This is a genomic window from Aeromonas sp. sif2416 (assembly GCF_019218665.1).
Lineage (GTDB): Bacteria > Pseudomonadota > Gammaproteobacteria > Enterobacterales > Aeromonadaceae > Aeromonas > Aeromonas encheleia.
This window is the reverse complement of record NZ_JAHUXC010000001.1, coordinates 274,543-289,684: the sequence shown is the minus strand read 5'-3', so window position 1 is coordinate 289,684 and position 15,142 is coordinate 274,543. Positions and strand designations below refer to the sequence as shown.

At 59.6% G+C, this 15,142-nt stretch carries 12 protein-coding genes and 1 pseudogene; 4 read left to right on the top strand and 9 right to left on the bottom strand.

The features are described 5' to 3' along the window. Positions 1–271 precede the first annotated feature (271 nt). The 3 genes and pseudogenes from mobA to KW821_RS01270 all read left to right on the top strand — a co-directional run bounded on the left by mobA (position 272) and on the right by KW821_RS01270 (position 2,880). Positions 272–925, top strand: a complete 654-nt coding sequence (gene mobA, locus KW821_RS01280) for a molybdenum cofactor guanylyltransferase MobA (RefSeq protein WP_218290014.1) — start codon at positions 272–274, stop codon at positions 923–925. Then, positions 922–1,431 (top strand): annotated as a pseudogene (mobB, locus tag KW821_RS21875) (molybdopterin-guanine dinucleotide biosynthesis protein B); the annotation flags it as partial. The gene mobA and the pseudogene mobB, both read left to right, overlap by 4 nt. A 375-nt stretch (positions 1,432–1,806) precedes the next feature. Beyond that, positions 1,807–2,880 (top strand): FUSC family protein, encoded by a 1,074-nt coding sequence (locus tag KW821_RS01270; protein WP_218290010.1) that lies wholly within the window; start codon positions 1,807–1,809, stop codon positions 2,878–2,880. A gap of 86 nt (positions 2,881–2,966) precedes the next feature. Here the strand turns inward: KW821_RS01270 and KW821_RS01265 are convergent, their stop codons facing one another. The 9 genes from KW821_RS01265 to KW821_RS01225 all read right to left on the bottom strand — a co-directional run bounded on the left by KW821_RS01265 (position 2,967) and on the right by KW821_RS01225 (position 11,942). Next, on the bottom strand, positions 2,967–5,837 hold the full coding sequence (locus KW821_RS01265; protein ID WP_218290009.1) for a diguanylate cyclase: 2,871 nt from the start codon (positions 5,835–5,837) through the stop codon (positions 2,967–2,969). Positions 5,838–6,133: 296 nt separating this feature from the next. After that, positions 6,134–6,691, bottom strand: coding sequence for a DUF3332 domain-containing protein (locus tag KW821_RS01260; RefSeq protein WP_042653896.1), 558 nt, complete (start codon positions 6,689–6,691; stop codon positions 6,134–6,136). Between the two features lie 173 nt (positions 6,692–6,864). Beyond that, positions 6,865–8,160 carry a PAS domain-containing methyl-accepting chemotaxis protein gene (locus KW821_RS01255; RefSeq protein ID WP_218290007.1) on the bottom strand — a complete coding sequence of 432 codons (1,296 nt, stop codon included), beginning with the start codon at positions 8,158–8,160 and terminating at the stop codon, positions 6,865–6,867. Between the two features lie 188 nt (positions 8,161–8,348). Further along, on the bottom strand, positions 8,349–8,813 hold the full coding sequence (locus KW821_RS01250) for a GNAT family N-acetyltransferase (protein WP_218290006.1): 465 nt from the start codon (positions 8,811–8,813) through the stop codon (positions 8,349–8,351). 88 nt (positions 8,814–8,901) lie between these two features. Continuing rightward, complete coding sequence (locus KW821_RS01245; RefSeq protein ID WP_218290004.1) at positions 8,902–9,357, bottom strand: DoxX family protein; 456 nt, start codon at positions 9,355–9,357, stop codon at positions 8,902–8,904. Beyond that, complete coding sequence (locus tag KW821_RS01240) at positions 9,354–10,106, bottom strand: DNA-binding domain-containing protein (RefSeq protein WP_218290003.1); 753 nt, start codon at positions 10,104–10,106, stop codon at positions 9,354–9,356. Before KW821_RS01240 ends, KW821_RS01245 begins: the two co-directional genes overlap by 4 nt. Further along, positions 10,099–10,941 (bottom strand): DUF692 domain-containing protein, encoded by an 843-nt coding sequence (locus KW821_RS01235; protein ID WP_218290002.1) that lies wholly within the window; start codon positions 10,939–10,941, stop codon positions 10,099–10,101. Before KW821_RS01235 ends, KW821_RS01240 begins: the two co-directional genes overlap by 8 nt. A 64-nt stretch (positions 10,942–11,005) precedes the next feature. Beyond that, on the bottom strand, positions 11,006–11,269 hold the full coding sequence (locus tag KW821_RS01230; RefSeq protein ID WP_084228363.1) for a DUF2282 domain-containing protein: 264 nt from the start codon (positions 11,267–11,269) through the stop codon (positions 11,006–11,008). A 319-nt stretch (positions 11,270–11,588) separates the two neighbouring features. After that, positions 11,589–11,942, bottom strand: coding sequence for a hypothetical protein (locus tag KW821_RS01225; RefSeq protein WP_218290000.1), 354 nt, complete (start codon positions 11,940–11,942; stop codon positions 11,589–11,591). A 726-nt stretch (positions 11,943–12,668) separates the two neighbouring features. On the opposite strand from KW821_RS01225, the gene KW821_RS01220 reads away from it, so the two are divergent. Next, entirely contained in the window at positions 12,669–14,849 is a 2,181-nt protein-coding gene (locus KW821_RS01220; RefSeq protein WP_218289999.1) for a hypothetical protein, read from the top strand. Positions 14,850–15,142 lie beyond the last annotated feature (293 nt).

Sequence of the window (15,142 nt, the reverse complement as noted above, 5' to 3'; positions counted from 1 at the left end):
CTTGCTCTGGCTCCCGGCAACGAGGGGCCGTGCCGCCTGTCATGCCAGGGGCCAACGAAGGAAGGTGGATCAGATTGACCTGGATCACCGCGGGATGCGCATCATCCGGCTATAAATGCCATTGCCCTGCCGGCCCCCTTGGCGCAAGATCGGCCGGAGCCGGGCCTAGAGCCCAGGGTCAGCAACCTTGGCCCCTTGCCGCTGCACAAGGCAACAGCACCAGCAACAAGCCCACGGCCAGAATCCATCTCACCGAACCCGACAGAGCGACATGACCCCAGATCCTGCAACCCCGAGTGACCACTTTCCCGTCTCCGCCGTGATCCTGGCCGGTGGCCGCGCCACCCGCATGGGGGGCGAAGACAAGGGCTGGGTGCCCCTGGCGGGCAGGCCCCTCGTCGGACATGTGCTCGAGCGGCTGCGGCCCCAGGTGGACGAGCTGCTGATCAACGCCAACCGCAATCAGGCCCGTTATCGGCAGCTAGCCCCCGTCATCGAGGATGGCAACCATGACTTCCTCGGCCCTCTGGCGGGCATGCAGGCCGGCCTGGCCGCCGCCCGCCACGACTGGGTGCTGTTCGTGCCCTGTGACGGCCCCGGCCTGCCGCGGGATCTGATGCGCCGCTTTCGCGCCGCGCTGACGCCGGAGGCCGGACTGCTCCCCGAGCTGGTGGTGGCCCATGACGGCCAGCATCTGCAACCCGTGGTCGCCCTGCTGCACAAGTCGCTGCTCCCCTCCCTGCAGCAGGCGCTGGCCGAGGGGGAGCGCAAGATAGCCTGCTGGTTCGGCCGCCACCGGATGGCGGTGGTGCACTTTGCCGATCAGCCGGACGCCTTCATCAATCTCAACGATCCGCACGAGATCTCGGCCTACGAGGCGCGTCTGCTGGGTGCTGACGAGCTGGCGGAGGGAATGCGATCATGATCTCCCGGCTGCCGCTGCTCGGCTTCGTCGCCTGGAGCGGCACCGGCAAGACCACCTTGCTGGAGCGGCTCATCCCCCTGCTCGGCCAGCGCGGCCTGCGGCTCGGGGTGCTCAAGCACACCCATCACGATTTCGACATGGATCAGCCGGGCAAGGACAGCTATCGCCTGCGCAAGGCTGGCGCCCGGCAGGTGATGGCGGCCTCGAGCCGGCGCAACGCCCGCATCGTCGAGACCCCGGACGGCGAGCCTCCCTTTTCCGCCCTACTGGCTGGCTTCGACTGGGCTCAGCTCGATCTGCTGCTGATCGAAGGCTTCAAGCACGAGCACTTCCCCAAGATAGAGCTGCATCGCAGTGCCATCGGTCGGCCACTGCTGTTTCCGGAGGATGGCGAGGTGATGGCGCTGGTGAGCGACAGCCCCCAGGCCACCACCCTGCCCCAGTTCGATTTCGAGGCGCTGCCCGCCATCGCCGACTTTATCTGCGCCTGGCTGGGCGAATGGCAAGGGGCCAGCCCCCATCAAGACCGGCTTGCCGACCACGACCGGCCACCGGCGCAGGCGGCCCTGCTGGCGAGCCAGGCCCTCATCCGGCAGCCACTGCGCCTCAGCGCCCTGGCCATGACGGCTATCCCCCACCCGGCGGGTGACGGCTATCTGCCTGGCCATCTCGGCCAGGATGCCAATGGCATCTTGCAGGTCAGCCCGACAAGTGCTTTTATGCCTTCTGCCCTCCCCGCAGCCAACTGTCTGATCGAACTCGATCCCTCCCGCCCGGCCATCGCCCCCGGCGAGCGGGTCTGGGTTCGTCCGCTGGCGGGGTGGATGCCGTGACGCCGGCGCGGCGACACGAGAACATCAATCTGACATGAGACGATTCCCTTGCGCCTGAACGACCCGCTCTCCCGCTTCGATCTGCTGATCTATGGCCGCTACCGCCTGGTTCACGGCCTGCGCATCTCCCTGGCCTTCACCCTCACCTTCCTGCTGACCCGTGAGCTCAAGCTGCCGGAGAGCACCTGGCCGCTCATCACCCTGGTGGTGGTGATGGGCCCCATCTCGTTCTGGGGCAACGTGCTGTCGCGGGCCCTGCAACGGGTGGTCGGCACCATCTTCGGTGCGGCCTGCGGGGTAGTGGCGCTCTATCTGGAGCTCTACTCCATGCCGCTGATGTTGATCTGGTGCAGCGGCATCATGTTCCTGTGCGGCTACCTGGCGCTCGGCAAGCGCCCCTACGTGGGGCTGCTCATCGGCATCACCCTGGCGGTGACCATGGGCGCCATGCCGGGGGACATAGAGACGGCGCTATGGCGCAGCGGCGACGTGATCCTGGGCTCGGTGCTGGCGCTGCTGTTTTGCAGCATCTATCCCCAGCGCGCCTACAGCCACTGGCGGCTGCAGATGCACGACACCCTGCAGCAGGCACACCGCCTCTATCACACCCACCTATCCCCCAACATCCTGGAGCGCCCCAAGCTGGCCCGCAGCCATTCCCAGCTGCTCTCCAGGATGGTCAGCCTGCGCCCCTTGCTGACTCCCGCCGTCAAGGAGACCCGCCTCAGCAGCACCCTGTTCGAGGCCATCCAGACCACAATGCGCAACACCTTCTGCACCCTGGAGATGCTGGCCAACACCTACTGGACCGATCGCCAGAGCCACTTCCTGATGCAGAGCAGCCCGCAATTGCGCGCCTGCCAGCAGGCCACCGAGGAGGTGATCACCCAGCTCGCGCTCATGCTCAAGAGCGGGGATCCCCGCGCGGCCGAGCAGGCCATCGCCCGCTTGCAGGCGGCGGCGGCCCAAGTTCAAGCCCAGGTGCGGCTCAACACCGATGCCGAGGCCACCGTCAGCGGCTACCTCTGGCTCAACGTGCAGCTCATCGAGCAGCTCAGCCACCTGTACCGCCTGCTGGGGCTGGTGCTGCAGCCCTACAACAAGCCCTCGGTGCGGCCATGAAAAAGCCCCGCCGAGGCGGGGCTTTTCAATTGGCTGAGAGGACGGCAGAACGCATTTCACGGCCTGAACAGCCTCTTGCGCCCTCTCTAGGTCAGCCTGTCCGCAGGCCCTGCCGGTGAACCCGCGGATGGCGTCTGAGCGCCAAACACCGCCACCGCATTCCTGCCGCCCTGCTTGGCGCGGTACATGGCCTCGTCGCCAAAGTGCAGCAGATCCCGCTCATTGTCTGCCTGGTCTGGATACATCACCACGCCTATGCTCGACGAAATATCCAGCTCAACGCCGTCATCCATGACAAAGGGCATGTCGAGCACCTTGCGGATCTTTTCCGCGACAAACACGGCATCTTCCATCTTCCTGGCATCGGGCAGGAGGATGACGAACTCGTCGCCACCGATGCGCGAGGCCGTATCGGATTCACGCAACACGGCCCCCATCCGTGACGCGACCTGCTTCAACAACCAGTCTCCGGCCCCATGTCCGTGCTGGTCATTGACCGCCTTGAACCTGTCCAGATCGATGAACAGCAGCGACAGTTTACGTTGCTCTCGCCTCCCCAGCGCGAGCAGCAGGCTGAGCCTGTCTTCCAACATCCGGCGGTTCGGCAGACCGGTCAGCTGGTCGTAGAACGCCATCTTGCGAATGGCGTCTTCGGCGGCCTTGCGCCGGGTGATGTCCCGGGAACTGCCGACGATGTGGGTCGGTCTGGACTCACCGTCCAGCATGATGTTGGCCACGACCTCGACCGGGACCAGGCTCCCGTCCTTGTGCCAGACCTCCAGCTCGATCTCGATGTGGCGGGCCGTCAGGTCTCCCTCATCAATGCGCCTGATGTGATGCTCCACCGCCTCGCTGCACGCGCGGGCAGCCTGTGGCGGCAGCCAGTGGCCCAGAGGGTGGGTGGCTATGTCTTCCTGGGTCAGGCCACGCAGCCGTTCGACCGAGGGGCTGGTGTAGCTGTATTGCATGGAGGGATATTGCATCACCCAGATCACATCGTTGCTGTTTTCCGCTATCAGGCGATACAGGGCCTGACTCTCCTGCAGTGCCTCCGCCAGACGCGAACGCTCTATGGCCAGCTGCGCCAGTCTGGCGTAGTCCGCCAGCAGGGCGAGATCATGGGCATCCGGGACGGCGGGTTCCCGCCGATAGAGGTTGAATACGCCGATGATCCGGCCATCCCCGTTTTTGATGGGCTGGGCCCAGGCGGCGCGCAGCCCGCTCTCGACCGCCTTGTCGCGCACCGCTGCCCAACTGGGATCGGTGGCAACATCCTGTGCAATCACCCTCTCCCCACGGAGCACGGCCGCCACCGCAGAGCCGTTCCCCTCCGCGATAGGCATGCGCCCGGTGGGGCTTCGCCACTCATCAGGCAAGTCAGGGGCGGCGCAGTTGACCAGCTCGGTGCCATCGTCAGCCACCAGAAATACGGTGCCCAGCACACCGGGGTGATAGGCATTGATGATGCGCACCATGGCGTCCAGCACCTCGGACAAGGGGACGTTATGGCCCAGCAGCTCCAGCACCTGGTTGTTCAGATAGAGGTAGTGATTGTGCGCCGCCAGTTCCCGCTCGGCGGCTTCACGGGCGATGGTCTGGTTATGCAATTCGGTCACGTCGGTGGAGACACCGATCAGCGCCAGGGGTTGATCCGGCAGTTGCACCGGCACCTTGACCGACTCGTAGTAACGGGTCTCCCCGCTCGGGGTGGTGGCTACCTCCTTGCCGCTTTGCTTGTTACCCGTGGCGAACACCTGGCTATCGAGGAGCCAGAAATGGTCGGCCACCTCCGGCGTCAGGATTTCGTGATCCAGGCGTCCGATGATCTGCTCGGCCGGCAGGCCAAACATCTCGGCGGTCTTGGCGTTGACGTAGACGAAGCGCCGCTCGCTGGTCTTGAAATACACATAGGCGTCCAGGGTGTTGAGGACCAGGTTCAGCAACTCGCGCTGCTGGTGATTCTGGCGCAAGAATTCCACCAGCAGCCACTGCAGGACGGAGAGACAGGCCAACGCCACCACTGAGAAGATCACCTGATTCCACCAGTGGAACAGGTACGCCGCCTTGCTCACCGCCACCACTTGCTGCCACTGCCCAAGGTGCAGCGGGGTCAACACCGCAAGCCGCTCCACCCCGTCCACCGTGGAGCGGTAAAATTTCACATCCGATCCGTGCTGGGTCTCCTGAAAAGAGGGTTTGTGGCTGGCCTGCCACCCCGCAACCCCATCGGCAGGCGCACCTGAATTCGCATAGCGATACAGCAGCTTGCTCGTGTGTTGGTCAAACATGGCAAGGACCACGTTTTCCCCCAGGTTGAAACCGCGCGTGTCATCGGTATTGAGCCAGGCTGACAGGCTCTGCAAGCTGAGATAGCCGATGGCACTGCCCAGCGACTGCCCGTCCGCAGACAATATCTTTCTGAACATCACCATGCCCCCGCCCCCCTGTTCGCTGTCCTGGTCACTGGACACAAAGAAGAGGGAAGAGTCGGCTCCGCTCTCATGGAAGGCCCGATAACGGGGTGAATGCAGGAAGGAGTCGGTCTTCAACAGGGTCGGCGGCAGCATCGATGCCAGCGGTATGCTGGATGCGATGCTCAGGATGCCGCCATCGGGATCCAGGACGGCGACGGTATCCAGCCAGGGGTGTTTCACTTCCTGCTGCAACAGGAGTTGCTTGTCTTGCGGCGCCGGCTTGGCCAGGGTAGCAGTACCGATCGAGCCGAGCCGATGATCCAGGATCTCCTGCAGCCGTTCAAAGCTGCGCAGATGCATCGCCGACACGTTTCTCAGATTCTGCACCACCCCGGCTTCAATCCAGTAGCGATCCAGATAGAGGTAGCCCGCCGTAACGGCGCTCTGGACCAGCAGCACCAGCAACAACAGGTCCCGTCTGGCCGCCAGACGGGAGAAGCGCGAGCTCATGAAGGCTCGCAGACGCATAGCAGAAACTCTCATATCACCATCCCGTAACATCAGGATCAGACCCCGGCCGTCCATGTCTGTTTACCGCCAGCCGGGACGCAGGAGCGGGGTAAATTAACCAAGATTAACCCCTCACCTCGATTTCAGGCCAAACCTTTTAATAATTAATGACATAAATGCCATACAGAGCACCATTTGCGCCCGCAGGAGTGGCGACCGCCGCCCCGCAACCAGCCCTGGCCGCGGACATGAAAAAGCCCCGCCGAGGCGGGGCTTTGCTGCTGACTGACGGCTCCTGAGGTGCCGTCCATCCTGCCGGTCGCCGGCACTCAGACGAGGGGGCGCTCCTCTGGGGTCATCTCCGCCAGCTGCTGCTGGGTCAGGGTCGAGACCAGCTTGTCGTCGAGATAGAGGTCCAGCAGTTCGCCGCGCATCTCGCCGCGCATCATGCTGCTGCGACCGTCGATGTAGTGGATCTCCATCTGGGCCGTGCGCTCGCCCGGATAGCTGACCTTCACCTCACGCACCCCTTGCGGCAGCATGGCCAGCGGCACCTTGTTGAGGGCCGGATCCAGATGCTGGTTGACCTTGATCACCGCATCGGCCTTCTGATCCACCAGCGCCGGTGACTTGCCGGTGATGGGGTTCTTGCCGGACCAGAACTCTATGGTGTTGAATACGAACAGATCCGCCGTCGCCGCCAGGCCATAGACGGGGGAGAGCAGCACGAAGACACCGGCACGGCCATAGCGGTTGTCCACCACGCTGAGGTTGCCCTTGGTCAGCATGGCGGAGAGCCCCATCTGTCCCATGCAACCGCTGAGCCCCATGCTCGCCACCATCCCCAGCAACAGGGCCGCTGCCCTGCCTTTCTGTCGTACTGCCATCGCTCTCTACCCGCTCAAAAAAAGGAGTCGGCAGCCTAAACAAGCCGGCAGGGCGGGACAATTCACAAGGCAGGGGCGGTACAGCCAGGATTCAGTTTCGCCGCTCGACCGCTCACACTTTTGGCACTCTCGCCAGATACCGTCGCAAGGGCCGGCGGGGCAAACCGCCGGGCTCAGATGGATAGACTGGAAACCGTCTCCGAGACCCGGGTCGCCTCCCGCCGGATCTCGCTCATCAGCCGATCGACGCCGGCGATCTGCTGCTTGCCGAGTTCGGCGCTGCCCGCCACCCCGGCCATGTCGCCGGTCACCCTGGCGGTCAGCTCGCGATTCTTCTGCACCACCTTGGCAATCTCACCGGTCGACAGCGAGGTGCGGGCCGCCAGCTGGCGCACCTCGTCGGCCACCACCGCGAAGCCCCGTCCCTGCGACCCCGCCCGCGCCGCCTCGATGGCCGCGTTGAGCGCCAGCAGGTTGGTCTGATCGGCGATGGCGCTGATGGTCGAGACGATGGCCTCGATATGCCTGGACTGCTCGTTGAGCTGGCCGATGAGGGTGATGGCCTGATCCACTTGGGCGGCGATGAGAGAAGAGGTATCGACCACGGCGCGCAGCAACTCGGCCCCCTGCTCGGCGCTGTGCAGGGTCTCCTGCGCCGTGCTGTGGGCGAGCCGGGCCGCTTCCCGGGTGGCATGGCTCTGGTGGATGCGCGTGGTGATGTCGCTGGCGAACTTGACCACCCTGACCACCTTGCCGCGCTCGTCCCGGATCGGGTTGTAGGTGGCCTCCAGCCAGATGACCTCGCCCCGGCTGTCATAGCGCCTGAAGAGGCCGGACTTGAACTGGCCGCGGGCCAGCTCCTCCCAGAAGTGCGGCTGCTCGCGCCAGAAGGCGTCGTCGCAGAAGAGCCGGTGATGCTTGCCCTGCAACTGGCCGATGCCGTACCCCATGCAGGCGAGGAAGTTCGCATTGGCGGTGATGATGTCGCCGCTCGGGGTGAACTCGATCATCGCCTGGGATCTGTCCAGCGCCTGGGCCAGCGCCTCCTGGCGTTGCAGGCGCTGCTGCCGGGCCGTCATGTCGGTGGCCAGCTTGACCACCCGGGTCACCCTGCCCTGCTGCTTCACCGGAAAATAGCTCGCCTCCAGCCAGCGCGTCTCGCCCTTGTGATCGATGCGCTCGAAGAGGCTGGACTGGGCCTGCCCCTGCCGAAGCCGGCTCCAGAACTGCTGATAATCCGCCGAGCGGGACGCCTCCGGACGGCAGAACAGAGCGTGATGCTGCCCCTGCAGCTCGGCCGCCCCGTACCCCATCAGGCTCAAGAACGCCTCGTTGGCCTCCAGGATCGCCCCGTCCGGGGTGAAGATGATGGTCGCTATGCCCTGCTGAATGGCCTCGACGAAGCCCTGCTGCTCGCCGAGCCGGCTCTGGCACGCCAGCAGTTGCGCCTTAAGTTTGTGATTGAACATGGTACTCCTTGAACTGACGAACCGGGCCAACACGCCCGCCCATTGCCGGACGGTATCGGCCGCGCGGGCGCCGATATGAGTGGTCTGATGACTCGAGGGGGCGCGGGGCGCGCAGTGTAGAGAAAAGCGGCGTCGCCGCCAAGACCGCCAGTACGTAGAAGAATCGCTTCCGGATCACCCGGGATCGATCAGGGGACAGGGCACCACTCCAGGCAGGCGGGGTTCGCCACGAAGCCGAGCCGCTCGTACAGCGGGCGCCCCTCCTCGCTGGCGTGCAGCCACAGCTTGCCCAGCCGCTGTTCCCGGGCATAGGCCGCCATGACATCGAGCAGGGCGCTCGCCATGCCCCGCTTGCGCCAGGCCGGCAATGTGTACATGTTGAGCAGATAGGCTTCGCGCCCCGCCAGGTTGCCCGGATAGGGCGGCCGCACGAAGAGTGCCAGGGTGCCGCACGCCACCGCCTCGCCATCGACCTCCACCAGCCAGGAGCGGGCGCTGCCATCCCTCGCTGCCGCACTGAAATAGGCCTCGGTCGCCTGCCACAGCGCCCCATCCGCCAGCGGCTCATCGAGCTCCCCCAGCTCACAAAACAGCGCCATGCGCAGCCGCACCAGGGCGGGGATATCGGCGGCCTTGGCCTCGCGAATTATCATGTCTCTTCCTCGGGTTGCACGACCGGGGCAGCTGCCCCCTGTCACCATGACGAGAGGGGCCCGCTGGCCCCTTCATTTGACTCCCACGTTAATGGGCGCCCGCCCCCCTGGCAAGGCGCCAGTGATCCAATGACAGGGGGCCTGCGCCCCACACCGCCAGGGTCAGCAGCATCCAGCCCCACAGCTGGTGATCGTGGAAGCCCCCCGCCCACAGGGTGGGATAGGAGATGACCGCCATGATGTTGAACGCGAACAGCAGGGCGGCGACGGGGCGGGTGAACAGGCCGGCCAGCAGGAACAGCGGCAGCAGCAGCTCGGTCGCGGTTCCCACATAGGCCGCCCACTGCCAGGGCAGCAGGGGCACCCGATACTCGGATTCAAACAGATAGAGGGTGGAGTCCCAGGCGCTCAGCTTGAGCCAGCCCGAGCGCAGGAAGACCGAGGCCACCCACAGCCGGGCCAGCAGCAGCACGCCGCCGCTAAGCCAGGGTTGAATGCGCCCGGCCCACAGACAGAGCGGCTTGGAGAGCAGTTGTTCCGTCATGGCATAAGCTCCAGATCGACCAGCAGATCGAGGGTGATGAGTGGGGTCAGGTGCTCGGCCGCAGAGGGCGTCTGCGCCAGCAACCGGGCCAGGGGGGCTCCCTGCTGGCAGCCCAGCAGCAGGGCCCAGGCGGCTGCTTCCAAGGGGAGCGGCATGACCCTGTGATCCCGCTGCTTCTTCAGCACCAAGTGGCAAGGCGCCGCCAGCTCGGTCACGGTGGCTCCCTGATGCAGGGCCATCTGCCACAGCCCCAGCACGGGGTAGCGACTCTCAAACAGCAGGAGGTCGCCGGCGGGCAGCAGCACCAGCTGCTCCCAGCGCTCGGGAGGGACGGCGGCGAGTCGCTCGGCGGGCCAGCGCCTCGGCTCGGGCGCCAGCAGGGCGGCCCTGTCCAGCGCCCATTCGAAGCGGGCAAGCTCCCCGAGCCAGGGCAGCCTGGCGGTGGTCGGCAAGTGGGCGAGCCAGTCGCCGAAGCTCTCGCCATAGTGCATGACGCTCCCCTCCCGCAGTGGCTCGGCCAGCACGAAGCCGCGCGCCGCGGCGGCGAAGAATGCCTCCCCCACCATGGCCTTGACCGCGGGATAGCTGCCAGCCAGCATCTCGGTCAGGCTCAGGATGAAGTGATTGCGATAGACCCGCAGCACGGACTCGGCCGGCAGGAAGCTGGAGTGGATCTGCGCCAGTATGGCGTCATCCTCGCCGAGCAGGCCGCGGGCAAAGGCTTGCTGTAGGTTCGCCAGCTCAGACATGGGCGGCCTCCTGCCCTGCCCCTTGCGCCGCGCTCAGGATCTGGTGGGCGCGCTCGGCCTCCCCCAGCAGCACCGGCAAGGGGGGAATATCCAGATCCCATTCGATCAGGGTGGGGATGGCGCGTTGCCGGCAGACCTGCCGATAGAGCGCCCACACCGGCGGCGCCACCGGGGCGCTGTGGGTGTCGATATAGAGGTGGCCCTCGGGCAGGCGCTGATCGGTAAAGCCAGCGAGGTGGATCTCGCCGACGGTGTCCAGGTTGATGGCGGCCAGATAGTCGGCGCAATCGAAGCCGTGATTGACGCTGCTGACATAGAGGTTGTTGAGATCCAGCAGGATGGCGCAGCCACTGCGGCGCTGCAGCTCGGCCAGGAAGGTCCACTCGCTCATCTCGCCGGGCAGTTGCAGATAGGACGAGGGGTTCTCGATCAGCAGCTGACAGCCCAGGCTCTGCTGCACCCGCTCTATCTTGTCGCTCAGGTGGCCTAGCGCGGCCCGGGTATAGGGCACCGGCAGCAGATCGTTGAAGTAACGCCCGCCTATGCTGCCCCAGCTCAGATGCTCCGAGACCCGCACCGGCTTGATGGCCGCGACCAGCGCCCCAAGCTGGCGCAGATGAAGGGGATCGAGCGGATCGGCCGAGCCCAGCGACATGCCGACCCCATGCAGGCTGATGGGGTAGTGCCCGGCCAGCTCGGCCAGCACCTCGAAACCCCGGCTGTGGCGCTCGAAGTAGTTCTCGCTGTGCACCTCCAGCCAGCCGACCCCGGGCAGGGTCTGGCGGATCTCGTCCTGATGGGGGGTGCGTAAACCTATACCGATCAATGGGTTCATGGCGGGGCTCGCTGTCATAGTGGGAACCATGATGTGGCAGGGGTGCCACATCATGGCATGGCGCTTACTTGGGTTGCAGCGACCCACCCGTCAGCTTCTCGCACAGACCCTTTGGCATCACCAGGAACGCATCCCCCTGGGCATCCATCTTGGCGGTGCCGGCGCAGGAGTTGCTCTTGGTGGCGCAGTCGTTGTTCCCCGCCTTGGCCACGCCGTAGCACTTCTCCTTGTCGTCGGCCGCCATGGCCGGGGCGGCGATAAACTGGGCACCGAGGGCCAGCAGACCCGTCATGGCAGAGGCGATGGCAGTGCTCTTTTTCACGTTCATGTCAGTCATCCTTATTGTTGGGAATGGCGTCTCCGGTGTCTGGCATCCGGCTACCTGCAATAAAACCGGCAGACGGGGGAAATTATTCCCAACAAATTGCATTAACGCGTTATTAACAGATGCAATAACGCTAACGCTTTGTTTTAAAAACAGATCGGATGGAAGGGTGCCGAGCATAGCCAAGGCGGCCGCCCGCGCAGAGGCCAGAGCGCGATGATCCCAGGCCCGCTATCTCGCGCCGCCCTCCCCGCATCACAGGCCAAAAAAAGGGCCAGCGGGCCCCCTTTACTGCTCATGACTGACCGGCAGATGCGGGTGCTCAAGTCGTCTTGACGCACTTCTGGACGAAGCTGTTCTTGGCCGCCCCCGCCAGCTTCTTGTCGGCCGCCGCCTTCTCGCACTGGCTCGCCTTGTCGGTGGCTGCGTCCGTCTTCACGCACTTCTGGATAAAGCTGTTCTTGGCAGCCCCCGCCAGCTTCTTGTCGGCAGCCGCCTTTTCGCACTGGCTCGCCTTGGCGTTGGCCGGGGCGTCCTTGACGCACTTGCCGACGAAGCTGGTCTTGGCCGCACCCGCCACCTGGGCCTCGCACTGCTCCTGCGCCGTCGGGGTGGCGCCCTGGGCAACACCGACGCCCATCAAACACAAGCCGATCAGGATGGCGATACCTTTCATATGACAAACCCCTACTGTTGATTCGATGGTTGTTTTCCCAAATACGAGTGGGCCAAACGAGGCACTCTCGTCAGGCTGCAATATAGCCGCCCCGCCCCATTACAACAAAAGCGCCTCCAGGCGCCGCTCGCCACAAGCCACGGTAGGGCCCAGGCCCTTGTACTCAGGCCCCGGTTGGCTCGAAGCGGGCAAGCCAATGGCAGCCACCGCCAACTGCGGTCAGCCCCCTTATCGACGCAGCCTGACTCGGTATCTGCCCACTCACTTATCGGCGCAGCAAGGGTCGGCATCTGCCGCCCCCGTCCGGCTTGAGCACCAATTGGTGAGCTGGCGCAAGAAACGCAGATCTTCCTGATAGTTGCATCATTTTCTGACTGGTTTACATATGAGGCTTGGGCATATGCTGGCCATTCGGCGCCTATTGAACCATTAGGGGACCGCCCCACTGGTCAATGGAGCGCATTGGAAGCTGTAATCCAGGGGCGGTAGCGTTGTTTTTTGTGAAATACGCCTTGCTTATAAAGGTCGGAATCCCAGATTTCGTAGAACTAACCCCGTGAAACCAAATATTATAAATTAATATTTACACCTTGATTGTCATAGCAAGCAAGCTTTCGTATTTTTTCTTTTGTGAAATTTAAAACCGTAAGCATGAATACCTAAGCTACTGTCAGTAGTAATTGCTAAGACAGATAATATTTACTAGATGCAGGAAGGAAATTGCTGATGCACGCCGAAGATGTAAGAGATATGTTGCTAGCCATAGAGGATGGTTTTCTTTTTGAATCATTTTCTCAAGAATTCATGAGTGCATATCTAGGAGCTAAATTTTTAAGTAGTGGTGGTATTAAAGATAAAGGAATAGATGGTTTAGAACACACGGCAGAAATAGAAGGCAAACCAAAATCAATCTTTCAAATGTCTATTGATAAAAAACCACATATTAAAATAGAAAATACTCTCGAGAAGCTACTTTCCAACGGCATCGATTACTCAAGGTTAACATATATTACAAACATCTCTGTTAAAAACAAAGATGCTTTAATGGACTTGGCTGAAGATAAATATAATAAAAACTTAAGGATATATGATGGAGACTGGATTGCAAATAATAGCAACCAATCGGAATCGACCAAGTCGACGATTCAGAATTTCATATCCCGGCATCTACGTGAAATGCAGACACCTGGAAGGTCATTTGTAGTAGATGATTTTATAAAAGATCCAAAACTGTATGTTTTCCTTATGCAGCAAATAAAAGGAGGGGAAGAAAGTCAAGATTTAAACAACAAGTTGATTGATAGCCTTATAATTTATTCCCTAAGAGAAACTGACCCTGAAAAATCAATTTTAATGACAGCAGATGAAATTGAAAAATCAGTGAAAAGCATGTTTGATTTTGAAGTTGAAAGATTACGTTCAAAAATAAACAAGAGACTTAATCGCTTATCTCAAAAGCCAGATAGAAAAGTAAATCATCACAAGAGAGATCGCGATGATCGCTACTGTTTACCATTTGAAACAAGGCTGGAAATCATTGCAAGTAACAGCAGAGATCAGATGCTGTATGAAGGGTTCATGCAAGAATCCGAACTCATTATTATTAAAAAACTCAATGGAGAGGCGGTTAAGGTAAAAGAGTTGAGCTTTATTTTAAAGAAAACGATAGAACTGATTTATTATAATCAAGGTTTGGAATTTTCTAATTTCCTTTTAAATGGGGGTTCAGCTGACATATTTGAAGTGAACCTGTCTGACACCGTAGATTTGGTCTTAGATAGCTCCGGTGTTATAGATAAGAATAGAACGAAAGTCAAAACAGCACTCATATTAGCGATAAGAGAAATTGTTTATTCTGGCTCTGAACTATCTAAGGTATATTTGAAGTCATTGTCCAGAACTTACCTAATGTTATTTCTTATGAAGTGCGACCCCAAAATAATAACATTTTTCCATGCTATGGCAGGGCATATGCGAATTTTTGTTTGTACATCAATTCTTGTCCCTGCATTCTCTGAAGTATATTTAGAGGAGCAAAATAAACGATATTGGAACTTACTTAAATCAGCAAAATCCAGAGGTGTGAGGCTGCTAGTTAATGACACAATACTAGATGAACTTCTTGCGCATATTAAAAACTCTTATCGGATTTATAATGAGCAATATTTAGAAAATGCCGAGCGATTTAAGAAAGGCACTGAGGAATTTATTGGGCAAATATTAATTCGATCTTATTTTTACTCTAAAAATGAAGGAAGGGTAAAGTCATACACATCCTTTTTAGATAACTTTTTGTCTATTGACTCTTCATCTGCAAGGCAAGAGTTAATAGATTTTCTTAGTGAGGAATTTGGTGTTGAATATGTTTCCTCAGATACAACTGAAATGAAAGTTAATTTGGACCGCTCTGATTTTGAACTACTATATCAAGAATTAAAGGAAGTAAAGGGGTCTGCAGGAAAAGCGAAGGCTGACGCAAATTTAATTTTAACGATATATGCTCTTCGCTCTGCCCATGGAGAAATGAAATCCTCTATTGAGGGATATAAGACATGGTGGCTTTCTTCTGATACAGCCACTCATAGAACCGTAAGCCGACTTTTCAAAGAAAAATATCCTGTCAGTTGCTACATGAGGCCTGACTTTCTCTATAACTATATTAGTTTCACACCTCCCAAGGAAAAGGTTGCGGCCTTATACGAAAATACATTCCCTAATTTATTAGGAGTGCAAATATCAAACCATGTATCTCCAGATATAGGAAAGCGAGTCTGCGAAATGATTGCAGAGCATAAAGATAGAGCTAATGGGAGAGTGAAAGGGAAAATCAGAAAAATTTGTGACGATCTAAAGTCTAGTACAGGACTTGATTATGAAGATAAGCTGTCATCATTTTTTGATGATTGAGGAAACTAGTCAAGCACACCCACCTTGCACATAGCTAAATGTGTGCAGACATTAACAATTTAAAATGTAAAATATAATACCCCCCATCACGGGGGGCTTTTAATTTATGCAATAGAACACTCACTAAAATTATTCCACCAAAAAACTTAGCCGGGAAAGTTCAGCTAACAAGTTATGGGAGATAAGTGGAAGCTCGGCGTGCTTGGCAAAGAGTCCAATAGCGACATATCTCCCCCCAGGATCTCGCCCATCGAGTCCTCGAATTTGGCAGAATGAGTAGTATTAATTAACAT